This is a genomic window from Pseudarthrobacter sp. IC2-21, assembly GCF_034048115.1.
Taxonomy (GTDB): Bacteria; Actinomycetota; Actinomycetes; order Actinomycetales; family Micrococcaceae; genus Arthrobacter; species Arthrobacter naphthalenicus.
In genome coordinates this window covers 178,544-196,009 of the sequence record NZ_CP139145.1, presented here as the reverse complement: position 1 = coordinate 196,009, position 17,466 = coordinate 178,544, and the positions used below count along the sequence as shown (strand labels likewise).

16 protein-coding genes are annotated in these 17,466 nt (G+C 66.5%); 8 read left to right on the top strand and 8 right to left on the bottom strand.

What is annotated here, in order from left to right; translation table 11 throughout:
* Window positions 1-15 precede the first annotated feature (15 nt).
* Complete coding sequence (gene lhgO, locus SBP01_RS00865; RefSeq protein ID WP_320537165.1) at window positions 16-1,218, bottom strand: L-2-hydroxyglutarate oxidase; 1,203 nt, start codon at window positions 1,216-1,218, stop codon at window positions 16-18.
* Window positions 1,219-1,300: 82 nt separating this feature from the next.
* Window positions 1,301-2,452, bottom strand: a complete 1,152-nt coding sequence (locus SBP01_RS00860) for a GGDEF domain-containing protein (protein WP_320537164.1) — start codon at window positions 2,450-2,452, stop codon at window positions 1,301-1,303.
* A gap of 209 nt (window positions 2,453-2,661) precedes the next feature.
* Here SBP01_RS00860 and SBP01_RS00855 point away from each other — a divergent pair, with 209 nt between their 5' ends.
* Both SBP01_RS00855 and SBP01_RS00850 read left to right on the top strand, forming a co-directional pair.
* Window positions 2,662-3,237 carry an NADPH-dependent FMN reductase gene (locus tag SBP01_RS00855; protein ID WP_275215936.1) on the top strand — a complete coding sequence of 192 codons (576 nt, stop codon included), beginning with the start codon at window positions 2,662-2,664 and terminating at the stop codon, window positions 3,235-3,237.
* A gap of 161 nt (window positions 3,238-3,398) precedes the next feature.
* Window positions 3,399-3,869, top strand: a complete 471-nt coding sequence (locus SBP01_RS00850) for a MarR family winged helix-turn-helix transcriptional regulator (protein WP_320537163.1) — start codon at window positions 3,399-3,401, stop codon at window positions 3,867-3,869.
* 15 nt (window positions 3,870-3,884) lie between these two features.
* Here SBP01_RS00850 and SBP01_RS00845 read toward each other — a convergent pair whose 3' ends face one another.
* Together SBP01_RS00845 and SBP01_RS00840 are read right to left on the bottom strand one after the other, a co-directional pair.
* Window positions 3,885-4,538, bottom strand: a complete 654-nt coding sequence (locus SBP01_RS00845) for a response regulator (protein ID WP_275215934.1) — start codon at window positions 4,536-4,538, stop codon at window positions 3,885-3,887.
* Window positions 4,538-5,848, bottom strand: coding sequence for a sensor histidine kinase (locus SBP01_RS00840; RefSeq protein ID WP_275215933.1), 1,311 nt, complete (start codon window positions 5,846-5,848; stop codon window positions 4,538-4,540). Before SBP01_RS00840 ends, SBP01_RS00845 begins: the two co-directional genes overlap by 1 nt.
* A gap of 166 nt (window positions 5,849-6,014) precedes the next feature.
* Between SBP01_RS00840 and SBP01_RS00835 the strand changes: the two genes are divergently transcribed.
* Both SBP01_RS00835 and SBP01_RS00830 read left to right on the top strand, forming a co-directional pair.
* Window positions 6,015-7,214: an ABC transporter permease gene (locus tag SBP01_RS00835; RefSeq protein ID WP_320537161.1), complete on the top strand. Its 1,200-nt coding sequence runs from the start codon at window positions 6,015-6,017 to the stop codon at window positions 7,212-7,214.
* A gap of 43 nt (window positions 7,215-7,257) precedes the next feature.
* A complete protein-coding gene (locus tag SBP01_RS00830; protein WP_320537160.1) occupies window positions 7,258-8,016 on the top strand; it encodes an ABC transporter ATP-binding protein in 759 nt (252 codons plus the stop codon).
* Between the two features lie 40 nt (window positions 8,017-8,056).
* Here the strand turns inward: SBP01_RS00830 and SBP01_RS00825 are convergent, their stop codons facing one another.
* Together SBP01_RS00825 and SBP01_RS00820 are read right to left on the bottom strand one after the other, a co-directional pair.
* On the bottom strand, window positions 8,057-9,274 hold the full coding sequence (locus SBP01_RS00825) for a macrolide family glycosyltransferase (RefSeq protein WP_320537159.1): 1,218 nt from the start codon (window positions 9,272-9,274) through the stop codon (window positions 8,057-8,059).
* Window positions 9,275-9,297: 23 nt separating this feature from the next.
* Window positions 9,298-9,726: a hypothetical protein gene (locus SBP01_RS00820; RefSeq protein ID WP_320537158.1), complete on the bottom strand. Its 429-nt coding sequence runs from the start codon at window positions 9,724-9,726 to the stop codon at window positions 9,298-9,300.
* 441 nt (window positions 9,727-10,167) lie between these two features.
* Here SBP01_RS00820 and SBP01_RS00815 point away from each other — a divergent pair, with 441 nt between their 5' ends.
* From SBP01_RS00815 to SBP01_RS00805, 3 genes are all read left to right on the top strand, one after another.
* Window positions 10,168-10,539, top strand: coding sequence for a hypothetical protein (locus tag SBP01_RS00815; RefSeq protein WP_275215928.1), 372 nt, complete (start codon window positions 10,168-10,170; stop codon window positions 10,537-10,539).
* A gap of 46 nt (window positions 10,540-10,585) precedes the next feature.
* Entirely contained in the window at window positions 10,586-11,305 is a 720-nt protein-coding gene (locus SBP01_RS00810; RefSeq protein ID WP_320537157.1) for an alpha/beta fold hydrolase, read from the top strand.
* A 308-nt stretch (window positions 11,306-11,613) separates the two neighbouring features.
* A complete protein-coding gene (locus SBP01_RS00805; RefSeq protein WP_320537155.1) occupies window positions 11,614-12,774 on the top strand; it encodes an acyl-CoA dehydrogenase family protein in 1,161 nt (386 codons plus the stop codon).
* 70 nt (window positions 12,775-12,844) lie between these two features.
* On the opposite strand, the gene ppsA is transcribed toward SBP01_RS00805, so the two are convergent.
* Window positions 12,845-15,256 carry a phosphoenolpyruvate synthase gene (gene ppsA, locus SBP01_RS00800; protein ID WP_320537154.1) on the bottom strand — a complete coding sequence of 804 codons (2,412 nt, stop codon included), beginning with the start codon at window positions 15,254-15,256 and terminating at the stop codon, window positions 12,845-12,847.
* A 153-nt stretch (window positions 15,257-15,409) separates the two neighbouring features.
* Window positions 15,410-16,228 (bottom strand): pyruvate, water dikinase regulatory protein, encoded by an 819-nt coding sequence (locus SBP01_RS00795; protein ID WP_320537153.1) that lies wholly within the window; start codon window positions 16,226-16,228, stop codon window positions 15,410-15,412.
* Window positions 16,229-16,435: 207 nt separating this feature from the next.
* On the opposite strand from SBP01_RS00795, the gene SBP01_RS00790 reads away from it, so the two are divergent.
* Window positions 16,436-17,419, top strand: coding sequence for a hypothetical protein (locus SBP01_RS00790; RefSeq protein ID WP_320537152.1), 984 nt, complete (start codon window positions 16,436-16,438; stop codon window positions 17,417-17,419).
* Window positions 17,420-17,466 lie beyond the last annotated feature (47 nt).

The following is a 17,466-nucleotide window of genomic DNA, read 5'->3' as shown; positions in this document are numbered from 1 at the left end:
CTGACAATAAGCGGCTCAGGCACGCACCTGCACGTAGTTCTCCACCAGGTGATCGGCGATGGCCATGCAGGACGTGGCCGCCGGCGAGGGGGCGTTCCGCAGCAGCGTCACCGGCCCCACCTGCTCCACGGCAAAGTCGTCCAGCAGCGCGCCGTCCCGGCCCCACGCCTGCGCCCGCACGCCGGATGCAGTTTTGGCCGTGAGGTCCGACATTTCCAGCTCGGGGATAAAGCGGCGGGCCTTGTGGAAGTAGATGGCCTTGACCAGCGAGGCACTGATCTCCTCCACACCCATCCGCCAGTGCTTCTTCGCCAGGGCGCCGGCTCCGGGCCACCGCAACGATTCCCAGGTGTCCTTCGCTGAGACCGACGACCAGCCGTATCCTTCACGTGCCAGCGCGGGAACAGCGTTGGGCCCCACATGGACGTCGTCGTAGACGCCGCGGGTGAAGTGCACGCCCAGGAAGGGGAAACGCGGGTCCGGGACAGGGTAGATCATCCCGTTCACCAGGCTGTTACGCTCCGGGTTCAGGGACCAGTATTCGCCGCGGAATGGCAGGATTTTCGGTGACGGATCGGCACCCAGCAGGCGCGCCACGACGTCGGACTGCAACCCGGCGCAGACAATGAGCCGGTCGAAGACCTGCTCCGAGACCGCCGTCCGGACCTGCACTTTGGCGCCGTCCACCGCTATTCCCACCACTTCCTGACCGAGCAGGACGGTGCCGCCGGCCGCCCTCACGTCCTGCGCCATCGCTTCGGTAATGGCCGCAAAATCGACGACGGCGGTGTGCGGCGAGTGCACCGCCGCCACGCCTGCCGCGTGTGGTTCGATCTCGCGCAGCCGGCCGGCATCGTTGATGCGGCTGAGGTCCGGCACCCCGTTGGCCCTGGCCCGCTTCTCGATCCCGGCCAACGCCGGCAGCTCCGATTCGTCCACCACCACCACCAGCTTGCCCACCTCCCGGTAGGGCAGGTTCTTCTCCAGGCAGTAGTCCCGGAGCGATGCGCGCCCGGAAACGCAAAGCCGGGCCTTCAGTGATCCCGCGGCGTAGTACAGGCCTGCATGGACAACTCCGGAGTTGTGGCCGGTCTGATGCGCGGCGAGGCGCGTCTCCTTCTCGAAAACGGTGATGTCCCCAAGGTGGCGCTCCAGGAGCGAGCGCGCCACGGCGATGCCCACAATGCCCCCGCCGATAATTCCGATGCGTTCGTCCACGTCAGTGTGTCCTTACCCTCGCGGTCCGTATCATCGCGGTCCGTATCCTCGCGCCTGACCCGAGTATAAGAGCCAGACCGCCTCAAATGCGGCGGTCGCTGTGGACTGTTTGATTCCGGCCCTGTGACTTGGCCGTGTACAGCGCCTCATCCGCCGCTGCGATGAGGTCCTCCACATCGGAGGTCCCGGCGTCGTACAGGGCAACGCCGTAGCTGACGGTGGGCATTTCGAGCCCACCGGCGGTGGGGACCTGGGCGAGACGACGGCTGATTTCTTCCGCAATATGCTCGGCCCGGAGGGCGGAGCCGCCCGGAATCAGGAGGACAAATTCCTCCCCGCCGTAGCGTCCCACCAGGTCCGTGGACCTGACGGTCTCCTGGCAGGCCCCGGCGAAAGCCTTCAGGGCGAGGTCGCCGGCGGCATGACCGTGGGTATCGTTGACCGCCTTGAAATGGTCCAGGTCCGCGAGGATCAGGGCACCGGTCCCCTGGGTGACCGCGCGGTCCTTCAGCAGCCCGGCCGCCAGGTCAAGGAAGGCTTTGCGGTTGAGCAGCCCCGTGAGGTCATCGCGGGACGCCACCATGCGCAGGGCCCGGGTCTGCTGCTCGGTGCTCAGCCCGGCCATGCTGAAGGACACCACCACCAGCAGCACCATGGTGCCCATGGTGGTCACCGCAGATCCGAAGTAGGTGGTGAAAATCGGCCCGTCCTGGCCGTCAACAAGGAAGAAGACCAAGCGGCCAAAATAGAAAACCGCCAACACCCCGGCCGCGCCGGCCATGGGAACGCGGACCCGGGAATACCCCGGTTCCAGCCGCCAGAGCTCCTGGGATGCCAGCCCCATCGTGAGGCACATTGAGGCGAGGAAGACGGCGCCCCCCGCCCAGACATTGGTACCGGGATGGTCGACGGCGGTGGCCACCAGGGTGGCCACCGGAACCCCCGTGAAGAGCCACCGCTTCGGTGGCAGCTCCCGCAGTGAGCGCGCACCGGCCCAGACCGCAACACCCCCGTGGACCAGCAGGACATTGCCCAGGATGTTGGCCCACCACTGATGGCCGGTGCCGTTAAGCAGGAAGGCGGCCGCGCCTACAAGGAAAAACACCAGGGCGAGGCACCACCAGCCGCTGTAGGCGGAGCGCGTGGCGCGGTAGGACGAAAAGTAAAAAAGCAGCCCCAACACCAGGGCCATCACGCCGAACGCGATCCTGAGTGTTGTCGTATCTAGGACCATTCCGAAGCTCCCCCAAACATCCGTCGTGATGCAACTCTCAGTATGGCACCGCCGTCGGACATTCCTGCCTGCCCGGCGACCTTCGGCCAGCGGCCTAGTGACCGGGACCACCCGAAACACTATTTACAAAAATAGTTTTCTAGAATATTGTTGAATCTTGAAGCGTTGCGGATGTTCTTCCGCTCAGTGATCCACCAGAGGAGTAGTTCATGACTAAGATCGCCATTGTCACCGGCAGCACCCGTCCCGGCCGCAACAACGTCGGCGTAGCCGAGTGGGTTCTCGCGCAGGCACAGCAGCGCACCGACGCTGAGTTCGAGATCGTCGACATCGCCGACTACAACCTGCCGCTGCTGGACGAGGCCTACCCGGCCGCCTACCAGAACTACCAGAACGCCCACACCCTTGCCTGGGCTGCCAAGATCGCCGAGTTCGACGGCTACGTCTTCATCACCCCCGAGTACAACCACTCCGTGGCCCCGGCCCTGGCCAACGCCCTGTCCTACCTGAACGCCGAGTTCTCCAACAAGGCAGCCGGCATTGTGTCCTACGGCTCGGCCTTCGGTGTCCGCGCCGTTGAGCACCTGCGCGGCATCCTGTCCGAGCTGCAGATCGCCCACGTGCAGAAGACCGGCATGTTCTCCCTCTTCACCGACTTCGAGAACTTCTCCGTCTTCAAGCCCACCGAACTGCAGGCACAGACCCTGGCTCCGGTCCTGGACCAGCTCGTGCCGTGGACCAAGGCCCTCGAAGCCGTGCGCGCCGAAGCATCCGTCGCCGCGTAACGTACGCATATCCCGAGCGCCGGTGCTTTCGGCGGGCCCACCGCCCGCCGAAAGCACCGGCTTTCGTTCTTAAACCGGGAGGCCCTGGCGGCCGTCCCGCCCCAAAATCTCACCAGAAAGACGAGTACGTGGAGCGTATTATGGGCGTGGAAAGGGATTCCATGCCGGCCACGCAGAAGCACACCCCGACCACCGGGGACCTTGATGTGATTTCGCAGTGGGGGCTGGTCATTGAGGGCTTCCAGAACACCAACAAGAAGGTGCACGCGGAAGTCTCTTCCGCCTTCTGCCTGGAACCGGCAGAAGCCGAGACGCTCCTGCGGCTGGTCCGCACTCCCGGCGCCCGGATGCCCATGGCGAAACTGGCCAGGGAAGTGGAGTTCAGCAACGGCGGCTTCACCAAGATCGCCGACCGGCTGGCGAAGCGGTCCCTGGTCCAGCGCAGCCCCTGCGCGGAGGACCGCCGGGTTGTCTACCTCGAACTGACCGTCGAGGGCACCGAAACCGCCAATGCACTGGCCTGTTTCGTCGCCGGACTGGTCCATGCCAACTTCGTGGCCATCCTGGGGGCCGAACGGGCGCAACTGGTGGCCGAAGCCATGGCCGAACTCCGGGAAGCAAACAACAGCTGATCCCGCGGAAGAGCGTTACTGCCCCGGCGCGCGGATGATCCGGCGCTGCGTGGCCAGGGCAATGGCCGAGGTGCGGTTGTCGACGCCGAGCTTGCCGAAGATGTGCACCAGATGGGTTTTAACAGTGGCTTCGGAAATGAAGAGCTGGCGTGCGATGGCCCTGTTGGTCAGGCCCGTGGCGAGCAGTTCCAGCAACTGGACCTCCCGGGGCGTCAGCGCCGTTTCCGGGCTGCTGATCCGCGACATCAGCAACGCCGCCACCTTCGGAGCCAACGCTGTCTGCCCGGCCGCCGCGGCCAGCACCGCCTGGCGGATCTGCTCCGGCGGGGCGTCCTTGAGCATGTAGCCGCTGGCCCCCGCCTCCACCGCGGCCAGGATGTCCGCCTCGGTGTCGTAGGTGGTAAGGATCAGGACCGGCGGCGGGGAATCCAGCTTCCGGATGGCGCTCGTGGCGGCGACGCCGTCCATTCCGGCGCCCATCTGCAGGTCCATCAGCACCACATCCACGCGCTCCCCCAAGACCCGGAGCCTGGCGAGTTCACGCAGCGCGGCGTCCCCGTCCGCCGCCTCGGCGGCCACAGTGAAGTCCTCGAATTCCGTAAGCATGGCGCGCAGACCCGCCCGGACCACGGGGTGGTCGTCCACGAGCAGAAGGTGGAGGGCGCCCATCAGCTGTGCTCCCCCGCCGGGCCGGGCGAGCCGGTCAGCGGCAGCCGTACGGCAACCACCGTTCCCTCCCCCGGCGCCGATTCGACCTCCAGCGAACCGCCCAGTTCCGCCACCCGGGCGCCCAACGAGTGCAGGCCAAAGCCGCTGCCGTCCGCACGGCCAGCCACCCCGGGACCCGCAGCGGCGGGCGTGAAGCCCGTTCCGTCGTCGTACACGTCCAGGGTGACTTCGTCGCCGAGGAACGCCAGGGTGACGACGGCGGTATGCGCCTTCGCGTGCAGCCGCACGTTCGCGAGGCTGGCCTGGGCCGCCCGGAGCAGCGTGACGCTGTACTGCGGCGGCAGTTCCGCGGCGTTCCCCACCAGCTCGAACCGGCAGCGCAGCCCCTCGCCGCGGGCGGCCGCCAGCGTTTCGGTTTCGCCGCACAACCTTTTGAGGGTTTCCGGCAGGGACGAGTCCTGAAGCCGGGGCGCCGAGAGGCCGCGGACAAAGCTGCGGGCCTCGGCGAGGTTCTCGGCGGCCGTCTGCCCGACCAGCGCGAACCGTTCGGCAGCGGTGGCAAAATCGCCGCCGGCCAGCGACTTCTCCGCGGCGCGGGCCACCAGGACGATGCTGGAGAGGCCCTGCGCGAGGGTGTCGTGGATTTCCCGGGCCAGGCGTTCACGCTCGGCCGCGACCCCTGCCTCATGCTGGGTCCTGGCCAGCTCGGCGCGGGTGCGCCGCAGTTCCTCGGCGGCCAGCCGCTGCGCCTCCCCCTCAAGGTACAGCGCACGGTAGGCGAGGCCGGTGACGACGGCAAACCCGGCGCCCAGGACCGGCCCCAAAACCATGGGAAGTGTGGGCTGCGGCAGTCCGCTGGCCGTCCACTGCGAAGCCACCACCGCCGCCGTCATAACGGCGATCGTGACCAGCGCGATGCGGCGGGGCAGCACATGCAGGTGCAGGAAGAACAGCGGGAAGGCCAGCCAGGAGAATTCGGCACTTCCGGCGAGGAGGATCCCCCACAGGCCCGTGACCAGGCCCAGCCACAGGAGAGCGTACGGGTGGGGATTGAACGCCGACCGGCCGGCGTCGTACCGCTTTTCCAGCAGCGTGCCGGCCAGGTAGGTCCAGGCCAGGGCCACGGCGAGCGCCGACCAAACATAGCGCCACGCACCCGCGGGGCTTCCGGCGTCGGCCGGTCCCGCCGCAAGATGCAGCCGCAGGATGGCGACGAGCAACAGCACGGCAAACCCGACATGCAGGGTCACCCGCAGGAACCGCAGGACGGCGGCCCCCGACGGGGTGGTCTGTGGGTCCGCGGCAGGCATTTCCCCAGCTTAGGCGCCGGAGACGGTGGGCGGATCAATCAAAAGGTTGACCGGCCGCTCAACCCTTTGTCCCCCGGTGATCAACCACCTGCCCGATGTGGGCTGAGCCGGCGGGCGGGAGAGTGGATTGAGAAGGAAATCCACTCTCAATCGAAGGAAGTACAACGTGTTTCTCGCTATTCGTGACATCCGCTTCGCCAAGGGCCGGTTCGCCCTGATGGGCGGCGTGGTGGCCCTGGTGACGCTGCTGCTGGTGCTCTTGTCCGGCCTCACCGCCGGTCTCGGGGACCAGTCCACCTCCGCGATCGGAAAGCTGGGGTCCGGGAGCGCGGCCGGTGGCGCTCCCGGCGGAGGGTCCCGGCCGGTGGACAGCATCGCCTTCGGCGCCCCGGGCAGTAACGAGCCCACGGCGTCCTTCACCGAGAGCGAGGTGACCGCCGCGCAGGTGGACAGCTGGCAGCACGCGCCCGGCGTGGCCCGGGCCGAGGCCCTGGGCATCAGCCAGTCGCGGATCCAGGCCGGCGACGGCGGCACCACCAACGTGGCGGTGTTCGGCGTTGCGCCGGACGGGCAGCTGGCGCCCGCCCCGGTGCGGACCGGGACACTTGTGATCGGCTCCACCGTTGCGGCGGACCTGTCTCTCGACGTCGGCGACACCGCCACGGTAGGCGGCACCGGACTGACTGTCACCGCCGTTGTGGATGACCAGTGGTATTCGCACACCGGAGTGGTGTGGACGGCGCTGCCCACCTGGGCTGAGGTGGCACACATCTCGCCGGTCCGCGGCAGCGCTCCGGGTGCCGCGGCTGCGGACGGCAGTGCCGCGGCTGCGGGGGGCAGTGCCCCGGCGAATCCGCCCGTGGCCACCGTCGTGGCGGTCACGTACAAGTCCGGGGCGGTGGTGGACGAGGCAGCTGCCAATGCGATGGCTGGCACCGTCACCGCCAGCCGCACCGGTTCGTTCCAGGCGCTCGGTTCGTTCAAGAGCGAGAACGGGTCCCTGATGCTGATGCAGGCGTTCCTGTACGGCATTTCCGCGCTGGTGATCGTGGCATTCCTGACCGTGTGGACAGTCCAGCGGACCCGGGACATCGCCGTGCTCAAGGCCATGGGGGCGTCCGGCGGATACGTGCTGCGGGACGCCATCACCCAGGCTGCCATCGTCCTGCTGGCCGGGGCGGGGCTCGGCGGGGCGGTGGGCATACTCGGCGGATTCGCAGCCGCCCAGGCCGCCCCGTTCCTCGTCACTCCCGCCACCACGCTGCTGCCCGTGCTGGGCATCGTGGTGCTCGGACTGGCCGGCGCCGCACTCGCGGTGCGGCGGGTCACCACGGTGGACCCGCTGATCGCCCTCGGCGGCAACTGAAATACCCCCGCTCCTTCCCGCTCCTCCCGAAAGGTTCTTCGCTATGTCACTCCCCTCACCGTCAATTACCCCCGTCTCCGGCTCGGCTGACCGCACTGCCCGCCCGCTGGCCCTGGACAACGTCACCCTCGAATACCCGGACGGAGGCGGCACCGTCAAGGCCTTGGACGGCGTCAGCCTGAGTGTGGGGGCCGGGCAGATGGTCTCCCTGGTGGGGCCGTCCGGCTCGGGCAAGTCCAGTCTCCTGGCGGTGGCGGCCACACTGGTCCGCCCCACCAGCGGGAACGTGGTGATCGACGGGGTTTCGACCACAGACCGCCGGGATGCCGAACTCACCGCGCTGCGCCGGGAGAAAGTGGGCATCATCTTCCAGCAGCCCAACCTCCTGCCCTCCCTCACCGCCGTCGAGCAGTTGATGATCGGCCACCACCTGCGCGGGATGCCGCTGAAGGCCGCACGGTCGCGGGCGCGTGAGCTGCTCGGCCTCGTGGGACTGGACGGGTCCGCGGAGAAACGGCCGCACCAGCTTTCGGGCGGCCAGAGGCAGCGGGTGAACATCGCGCGGGCGCTGATGGGCGGCCCCAAGGTGCTGCTGGTGGATGAGCCGACGGCGGCGCTGGACCATGAGCGCAGCGCGTCGATCGTGGGGCTGCTCCGCCAGGTCACGGACGAGTTCCAGGTGGCCACCGTGATGGTCACGCACGACACGGAGTTCGTCCCGCTGACCGACGCCGTGGCGGTCATGCGCGACGGCGGGCTGACGGCGCCGGTGCGGCCGGACGTCCACCACTCGGGCGTTTAGTTGGAGTTCCGGTTCCGGGTCCGGTTCCAGTGGCGGGGTTTCACCGTTCAGCCATAAATGCTTCGATGGCATCAACCGCTGCTTTGGCGCCCCCGGCTGACCGGATGCGCTGGCCCATGGCCGCCAGGTTGCGCCGGATTTCCTGGTCGCCGCCCACCTCGGCAACGACAGTGCGGATCACGTGGGGTGAGAGCGCTGCCGCAGGGAGGCGGCGTCCAAGTCCCAGTTCCTCCAGGCGGCGGGCATTGGCTTCCTGTTCGGGCTGCAGCGGAAAGGCCACAACCGGGACCTCGAAATACAGCGCCTCCATGGTGGAGTTCATCCCCGTGTGCGAGAGGAATACCTCCGTGTGGCGCAGGACATCGATTTGCGGGAAGTACGGACGCACCTCAACGTTGTCCGGCACCGGGCCCAACTCGGGCACCCCGATGCGGTCACCGATGGCCATGGCCACCTGCCATGGCGTGCCGGCGAATGCTTGCACACACATCCGGAAGAAGTCCGGGCGGTCGTTCAAAGGGGTTGTTCCCAGCGAAATGAAGACCAGGGGCCCGGCCTCCACGCGCGGCTGCCACGGTTCCCCGGAGGGCCGCCGGGCGGGGGTCGGTCCCACAAAGTGGAAGCTGGCGCCGAAGGTTTCACCCGCGGGCTGGAATTCCCGGGGAATGAAGCAGATGTTCAACGCGGCCGGCGGCCCCTCCATGAAAGTGAAATTGCTCAGGCCCTGTTCGGCAGCGAAGTCACTGATGAGCCGGCGGGCGTGGTTCCACGCTTCGAGCATCTCCGCCGGTGGACGGGCCGGCATCAGTTCCCGCAGCGGGAAGTGTTCGTTGGTGGCATAGGTGGGCAGCAGGGCGATGTCCGGCAGCCCGAGCTTCAGGGCGGCCATCTTCCCCGCCACGGTCATGGCGTCATAGCACACCGCGTCTGGCGGGTCACTCGTCAACCGGGCCAGCAGGGCCGGGAACTCCACCCTGGCCCGCTCCAACAGCCGTTCCAGCAGGCCGGATCCGAGCCCCGCCAGCAGGCCCAGCCGGGGCGACCCTTCGGCGTCGGCCGATCGGTTGCGCCGGGGAAGCTTCGCGGCGAAGTCCTCGCCGCTCTCAAAGAAGGTGGCGCCGGCGGATTCAACAGCCTGTGCATACCCGGCGGCCGCTGCATACGTGACCCGGTGGCCACGGCGGACGAGCTCGGCCACCACCGGCAGAGTGGGATTTACATGCCCCGCGGCCGGCAGGCAAACAAAGGCAAAATGCATGCTCTCCCTCCGGACCGCGGTGCTTACATAAGGGCCGCGATCGCCTTGGCCGGCCGTTTGCGGTCCAGGATAAGGGACGCAGCAATGCCGAGCATCCAGATGTCCTTGGCCAGCGCTGTGCCCTGCTGGCTGGGCCGGATGCCGTCTTCCAGGGTCATGCCCGGCGTCTTCAGGTACAGGGTGACCAGGCACCCGGAAAAGGTTCCCAGCCCGAGGCCGGCCAAACGGCTGGGCACAAAAGGCATCAGGAGCGCCGCACCCAGCGTCATTTCCGCATAGCTGAGCAACTTCCCGAACTTTGCAGGATCGAGCCTGCCCATGGGCGGGATCACGGTGGTGGCCATGCCCTGCAGCTGGGCGGCGGCGTCCTCGTCGAGGTGGCGTTTTCCCCACCCCGCATTGAAAATAAACGCACCGGTGGTCAGGCGGAGAGGAATATGGCTGAGTCGCATTGAACCGGTCCTTTCATGTTGTCAACGCAGTCCCGCGCCTCATGTGAACAATCCGCAGCTCAGGAAGCAACCTCGCCGGTGAGGGGTTTCCGGTGATGAAGCGGAAGGCGCTGTAGGAACGGACCTAAAGGTGCAGGAACCATACGGCCAAACCGCAAGCCGGAGTAGAGGCATAAGTCCCTACTTGGGGCGTGGTCGCGGGCGTGGAATTAATAAGTGCCCGGGGCAACCTTCCCCGGAGTAACGCGGGTCCTGAAGAACCGGATCCATTGCCCGCCCGGAAAACCGGCGAGGCAATCACCAGAAGAAATTCCACACACATCGTCCGACGCCTCTCCTCCACGCGTTCAGCGACTTCCCGGGGCCTCCACTCATGGGATGCCGGGCAGTCTGTGAATTCAGGACGGGGAAGCCGGGGACTTCTGCAAAGGATATATGCACATGAATAAAGCACTTCGCGTCATCGCCTCGGCGACCGCGACTGCTGCTATCGGGCTGGGAGGCAGCGCCCTTCCTGCGAGCGCAGCCGTAAGCTCCTCCACCACTTCCTGGAACCAGGCTTCGTACCAGAACAGGCACAACATCCGGGACCACACCAGGCACGACACCCAGCACGGCTGGTTTGACCAAGAGGACCGCTGGCACGAGTGGGGCGACGGATCGGGTTGGCGGGACGACAACGGCAATTGGCGGGCCGACGACGACCACAACGGGTCGTGGACGGGCCATGACGGTTGCCGGCATGACCGGTACGGATGGTGGGATCACAACGGGCACCGGCACGAGTACAAGGTGCACCACCGCACCTGGTGACTCAACCGGTCTCCTCTATGTCGGCACCCCGGAGTAGGGTTCCGTCATGGACATCATCCTGGTACCCGGATTCTGGTTGGACGCGTCATCGTGGGAGGAGGTGACGCCTCCGCTGGAGGCTGCAGGGCACACCACGCACCCGCTGACACTGCCCGGCCTTGAATCCGTGGACGCCCGGCGCGCCGGCATTACCCTGAAAGACCACATCGCCGCCGTCGTGGACGTCGTGGACGGTCTCGAGGGCAAGGTGGTCCTGGTGGGGCACTCCGGCGGCGGCGCGGTGATCCACGGGGTGGCGGACGCCCGGCCTGACCGCGTTGCCCGGAACATTTTTGTGGACAGCGGGCCGCTTGGTGAGGGCGGCGTCATCAACAATGAACTGCCCGCCACGGGGGACGACGTGCCGCTGCCGCCATGGGACGGCTTTGAGGATGCTGACCTGGTGGACCTCACGGATGACCTGCGCCGGCAGTTCAGGGCGCGGGCCGTCCCTGAGCCCAAGGGCGTGGCGTACGGCAAGCAGCGCCTGCATGACGTTCGGCGCTACGACGTACCGGCGACTGTGATCACATGCCAGTTTCCGTCGTCGCTCCTCACTGAGTGGATCGACGCCGGACACCCCCTCACCACGGAGCTGGCCCGCATCCGCGACGTCGAGTATGTGGACCTTCCCACCGGTCACTGGCCGCAGTTCACCAAGCCTGCTGAGCTGGGACAGGCGATACTGGCGGCGGTGGAACGGACGGCGGCGGCGACGCACGGCTGAACGGCCTGGAGCTTAAGTTCCGGCTCGGACGCCGCAGGCAGAAACCCCCGCCAATGGCTATGCCTGACGGGGGTTTTGCGGGTGCCCTCCCGGCGAGGTATTGGGGGAAACCGGGCCGGGACAGCACCTTGGAAAAGGTTATCCCGCGGGATAACGCGACTCCGCGTTTTGGTCCGATACGGAAGAATCCTTTACGTTTTCTTAACGTGCGCCCTCCTCTGCACCGCGTAAGAATGGCCTACAGGAATACGTCCCCCTGCCGCTGCCACCGGCGTAGTGACCCACCAGCACCATGAAAGGCCCCACCCATGTCTGATGTCAGCGACCTCATTGACTTTGATTCCCTGCTCACGGCGGACGAGGTGGCCCTGCGGGATTCCGTGCGGGCCTTTGTGGACAGTGAAATCAAGCCGAACATCGCCGGCTGGTATGAGAAAGCCGTTTTCCCGCTGGAGATCGTGCCCGAACTGGCCAGGCTGGGCGTACTCGGCATGCACCTGAAAGGCTACGGCTGCGCCGGCCGGTCCGCCGTCGAATACGGCCTTGCCGGTGCGGAACTCGAAGCCGGCGACTCCGGGCTGCGGACGTTCGTCTCGGTCCAGGGTTCCCTGGCGATGAGCGCGATCCACAAGCACGGCTCCGAGGAACAGAAGCAGGAGTGGCTGCCGGCCATGGCCGCAGGCGAGGCCATCGGCTGCTTCGGCCTGACCGAACCCAGCGCCGGCTCGGACCCGGGCAGCATGACCACCTACGCCCGCCGCGACGGCAGCGACTGGGTCCTCAACGGCACCAAGCGCTGGATCGGTTTGGCCTCCGTCGCCCAGGTCGCCGTGATTTGGGCCCAGACCGACGAGGGTGTCCGCGGGTTTGTGGTCCCCACCTCCACCGCCGGCTTCACCGCGACGCCGATCGAACCGAAGCTGTCCATGCGCGCTTCCATCCAGTGCGACATTGAACTGACCGACGTGCGCCTGCCCGGATCCGCGGTGCTGCCCAACGTCGTCGGGCTTAAGGGCCCGTTCTCCTGCCTCAACGAAGCACGCTACGGCATTATCTGGGGTGCGATGGGCGCCGCGCGTGACGCGTTCGAGGCAGCCCTGGACTATTCCAAGGGGCGCATGCAGTTCGACAAACCGCTGGCCGGATACCAGCTGACCCAGCAGAAGCTGGTGGACATGGCACTGGAAATCAACAAGGGCTTCCTGCTTGCGCTGCACCTGGGCCGGCTCAAGGACGCCGGCCGCCTCCAGATCGAGGCGATCTCGGTGGGCAAACTCAACAACTGCCGCGAGGCCATCAAAATCTGCCGCGAGGCCCGCACCATCCTCGGCGGCAACGGCATCACCCTGGACTACTCACCCCTGCGCCACGCCAATAACCTCGAATCCGTGCGCACCTACGAGGGCACCGACGAAGTCCACACCCTCATTCTGGGCAACAAGCTGACCGGCGTGCCCGCGTTCCGCTGATCAGCTCGGAGGTGCAAAAAGGGCGCGGCCGGCGATATCCGCCGGCCACGCCCTTTTCAGTGACGTTAGGTCAGTTCGCTGACGCGCCGGCGCCAACCCCGGCGCCAACACCCCCGCCGGCGAGGCGGAGCCAGGTGTCCACCACGGTGTCCGGGTTCAGGGAGACGGAATCAATGCCTTCCCCGACGAGCCATTCGGCGAAGTCCGCGTGGTCGCTGGGGCCCTGGCCGCAGATGCCCACGTATTTGCCGCGCTCCTTGCAGGCTTTGATGGCCATGCTGAGGAGCTTCTTGACGGCCGGGTCGCGCTCGTCGAAACCGGCGGCGACCGTGGCCGAATCCCGGTCCAGGCCGAGGGACAGCTGGGTCATGTCGTTGGAGCCGATGGAGAAGCCGTCGAAGTAGTCCAGGAACTCATCGGCGAGCAGCGCGTTGGACGGGATCTCGCACATCATGATGACTTCGAGGCCGTTCTCGCCGCGCCTGAGGCCGTTCTCCGCCAGCAGGTCAATGACACCGCGGGCCTCGTCCAGGGTGCGGACGAACGGGATCATCAGCTTGACGTTGGTCAGGCCCATCTCGTTGCGGACAAAGGACAGTGCTTCGCATTCGAGGTCGAAGCAGTCGCGGAAGGACGGGTCCAGGTAGCGCGACGCGCCGCGGAAGCCAAGCATCGGGTTCTCTTCGTGCGGCTCGTAAGCGGGCCCGCCGATGAGGTTGGCGTACTCGTTGGACTTGAAGTCGGACATGCGCACAATCACCGGATTCGGCGCGAAGGCCGCGGCGATGGTGGCCACACCCTCGGCCAGGCGCTTGATGTAGTACTCGCGCGGGTTGGCGTACGCGGCGATCCGTTCGCGGATTTCCGCGGCCACCTCCGCCGGCTGGTCGTCCAGGTTCAGCAGCGCCTTGGGGTGGATGCCGATCTGGCGGTTGATGATGAATTCCAGCCGCGCCAGGCCCACGCCATGGTTGGGCAGCTGCGCAAAAGTGAACGCCTGCTCCGGGGTGCCGACGTTCATCATGACCTTGACCGGGGCTTCGGGCAGCTGGGTGACCGCGGTTTCCTCGACCGTGAAGTCCAGGAGCCCTTCGTAGATCAGGCCGGCCTCACCGTCGGCGCAGGTGACCGTCACGTCCATGCCGTCGGAGAGCGCCTGGGTGGCGTCCCCGGTGCCGACGACGGCGGGAATCCCCAGTTCGCGGGCGATGATGGCCGCGTGGCACGTGCGTCCGCCGCGGTTCGTGACGATGGCGGAGGCGCGCTTCATGATCGGTTCCCAGTCAGGATCGGTCATGTCCGCAACCAGGACGTCGCCGGTCTTGAACGCGGCCATCTGGTCGATCGAGGTCAGGATGCGGACGCTGCCGGCGCCGATGCGCTGGCCGATGGCGCGGCCTTCGGCAAGCACCCGGCTGGTGCCGTTGAGGCGGAAGCGGCTCAGGCTGCCCGCGGCACGGCGGGACTGCACGGTCTCCGGGCGGGCCTGCAGGATGTACAGCCCGCCGTCGATCCCGTCCTTGCCCCACTCGATGTCCATGGGACGGCCGTAATGGTTTTCAATGGCGACGGCATGGCGCGCGAGCTGCTCGACGTCGTCGTCCGTCAGGCTGAAACGGTTCCGGAGCGAAGCCTCAACCGGGACGAAGTCGATGGTCCGGCCGATCTCCTGGCTGTTCGTGTAGGTCATCTGGAGGGCCTTCTCGCCCAGTCCCCGCTTGAGGATGGCGGGACGGCCGGCCTGCAGTGCGGGCTTGTACACGTAGAACTCGTCGGGGTTCACGGCACCCTGGACCACGGCCTCGCCGAGGCCGTAGGAGGAGGTGACGAACACGGCGTCCTGGAACCCGGATTCGGTGTCCATGGTGAACATGACGCCGGAAGCCCCGACGTCGGAGCGCACCATGCGCTGGACGCCCGCCGACAGCGCAACATCGGCGTGCTCGAACTTGTGGTGCACACGGTAGGCGATGGCCCGGTCGTTATAGAGGGAGGCGAAGACATCCTTGATGGCGAGCAGGATGTTGTCGATGCCGCGGACGTTCAGGAAGGTCTCCTGCTGCCCCGCGAAGGAGGCGTCCGGCAGGTCTTCCGCGGTCGCACTCGAGCGGACCGCCCAGGACAGGTCCTCGGACCCGCCGTGCTTGTCCACCAACTGCTGGTAGGAGTCGCGGATCTGCGCTTCAAAGTCCGGCAGGAAGGGCGTCTCACGCATCATGGTCCGGATTTCCTGGCCGGCCGCGGCGAGGGCCGTCACGTCATCGGTGTCCAGGCCCAGCATGCGGTCCGCGATGCGCTGGTCCAGGCCGGAGTCTGCGAGGAAGCTGCGGTAGGCGTCGGCGGTGGTCGCGAAGCCGTCCGGGACCTGGACGCCGGCAGACGTGAGGTTCTGCACCATCTCGCCGAGGGAGGCGTTCTTGCCGCCCACCTTGTCCAGGTCTTTGAGGCCGAGTTCTGAGAACCACAGGATGTCTGTAGTCATGGTTGCTGCTCCTTTGCAGATGATGGCATGCGGTGGTGCCGCCCCGGTCGCGGGCTGTAGCCGTTCGGTGGGCGCGAATCCTGTCTACAGTGACAGGTCCGGGGCCCTGTTTCCAACATGATGTCTGCCACACTCAGTTTGTGAAAATTTTCCCTAATGCTTGAGGTTCATGCGCTGCAGGATGGTGGCGGCCATTTCCTCGACCGACACCGACGCTGAGTTCAGGTACGGAATCCGGTGCGAGACGTACAACTGCTCGGCACTGCGCAGCTCAAAGCCGCACTGCCGCAGCGACGCGTAGGATGACCCGCGCCGCCGTTCCGTCCGGATCTGACTTAGCCGCAGCGGGTTGGAGGACAGCCCGAAACACTTCTCAACAAAAGGCCGCAGCGGCTTGGGCAGCCCTTCCCGCTGGAAGTCCTCGTCCACCAGGGGGAAGTTCGCTGCGAAGATGCCGTGCTGCAGCGCCAGGTACATCGTGGTGGGGGTTTTTCCGCAGCGTGACGGCGCCACCAGGATGACCTGCGCCTTCTCCAGCGCCCGCAGGCTCTGGCCGTCGTCGTGCTCCATGGCGTACTCGACGGCGGCCATCCGCGACTGGTACCGCTCGGCGTTCCCCAGGCCATGGGCCCGCCCGGGCACGGCGCTGGCCGGAGAGCCGAGGGCCTGCTCCAGCTGCCCCACATGGGTTCCGATGAGATCAACGACGATCCCCTGGCAGGTGGCGAGAGTCTGGCGGATATCGCCGCTGACGGCCGTCGAAAAAACGATGGGCCGCGGGCCGGTGGCGGCCAGGCGGTCAATGGTGCCCACCACGGACCTGGCCTGGTCCACCGTGGTGATGAAGGGGACCGTGATGCGGTCAAAGTTGTTCGCCGGAAACTGGGTCAGCAGCGTATTGCCGAGGGTTTCGGCGGTGATGCCGGTACTGTCCGAAAGGAAGTAGACAGGCCGAAGAGCGTCGTTGGTCATAAACGCATTCTGCCACCGCGGGCCCGGATATGTGCTCCGCGGCAGCGGGGAGCACCTTGCAGCCGGCGGGGCCGCCAGCCAATTACGTTCCCCGTTTATTGATTAACAGGATATAGATAGTTATTTACAGTTTTGTCATACCGGGATAGGTTCATCCCCAGCGAACCCACACCAAGGTCCGCCTCACCGAACCTATCGAGGACAGCTATGACATCAACCAGGACTCTGGCCACAAGCCTCATCAGCCTTACAACAGCAGCACTGTTCGCCCTTTGCTCGGCAGGGCAAGCCACAGCGGCACCTGCACCGACATCGGACAAGGACGCTGCCGGCGTGAGCAGCGCAGCCGTCACCGATTCCACCGGAGCCGACTACTGGACGGCCGAACGCATGCGCGCGGCGATACCGGGCGACGTCCTGGCGAAGAAGGCCATGGACCGGCAGAAGGCCCGGAAGGCAGAACTGCCGGCGCAGGCAAAGGGGGCCGAGAGCAAGATCGACGGCTCCGCCCCGCAGCTCCAGCAGAAGGCCAACGCCAGCGAAAATCCCGTGTCCCACATCGGCAAGGTCTTCTTCACCCTGGGCGGAACCAACTACGTCTGTTCGGCCAACTCGGTGGCATCCACCAACCGGAACACCGTCTCCACCGCCGGCCACTGCGTTAATGAAGGCCCCGGAGCCTTCGCCACAAAGTTCACGTTTGTCCCCGCCTACCTCAACGGTTCAGCACCCTACGGGAAATGGACTGCCAAGGCGCTTTATGCCCCCACCCAGTGGAGCTCGTCAGGCAGCATGCAGTATGACACCGGTTTTGCCGTGATGAGCCAGCTCAACGGCCGCAACCTTGCCGACGTCGTGGGGGCCTCCGGCGTCAGCTTTAACGCCGCCCGCGGCCTCGCTTACAAAGCATTCGGATACCCGGCAGCCTCGCCGTTCAACGGTGAGTCCCTGAAGAGCTGTTCCGGCACGGCCACCAACGATACGTACAACCCGCAGTTCAACACCCAGGGCATTCCCTGCAACATGACCGGCGGCTCCTCCGGCGGTCCGTGGTTCATCGGCACCGGCTCCGGCGGCTACCAGAACTCGATCAACAGCTACGGCTACGGCAGCAAGTCCACCACGATGTACGGCCCGTACTGGGGTTCAGTGATCCAGCAGGCCTACAACACGGCGTCTTCCGCCCCGTAAACAGCGAACGACGGCGTTCGCTTGGCGGCCGCCGTCGTTTTCGCCTT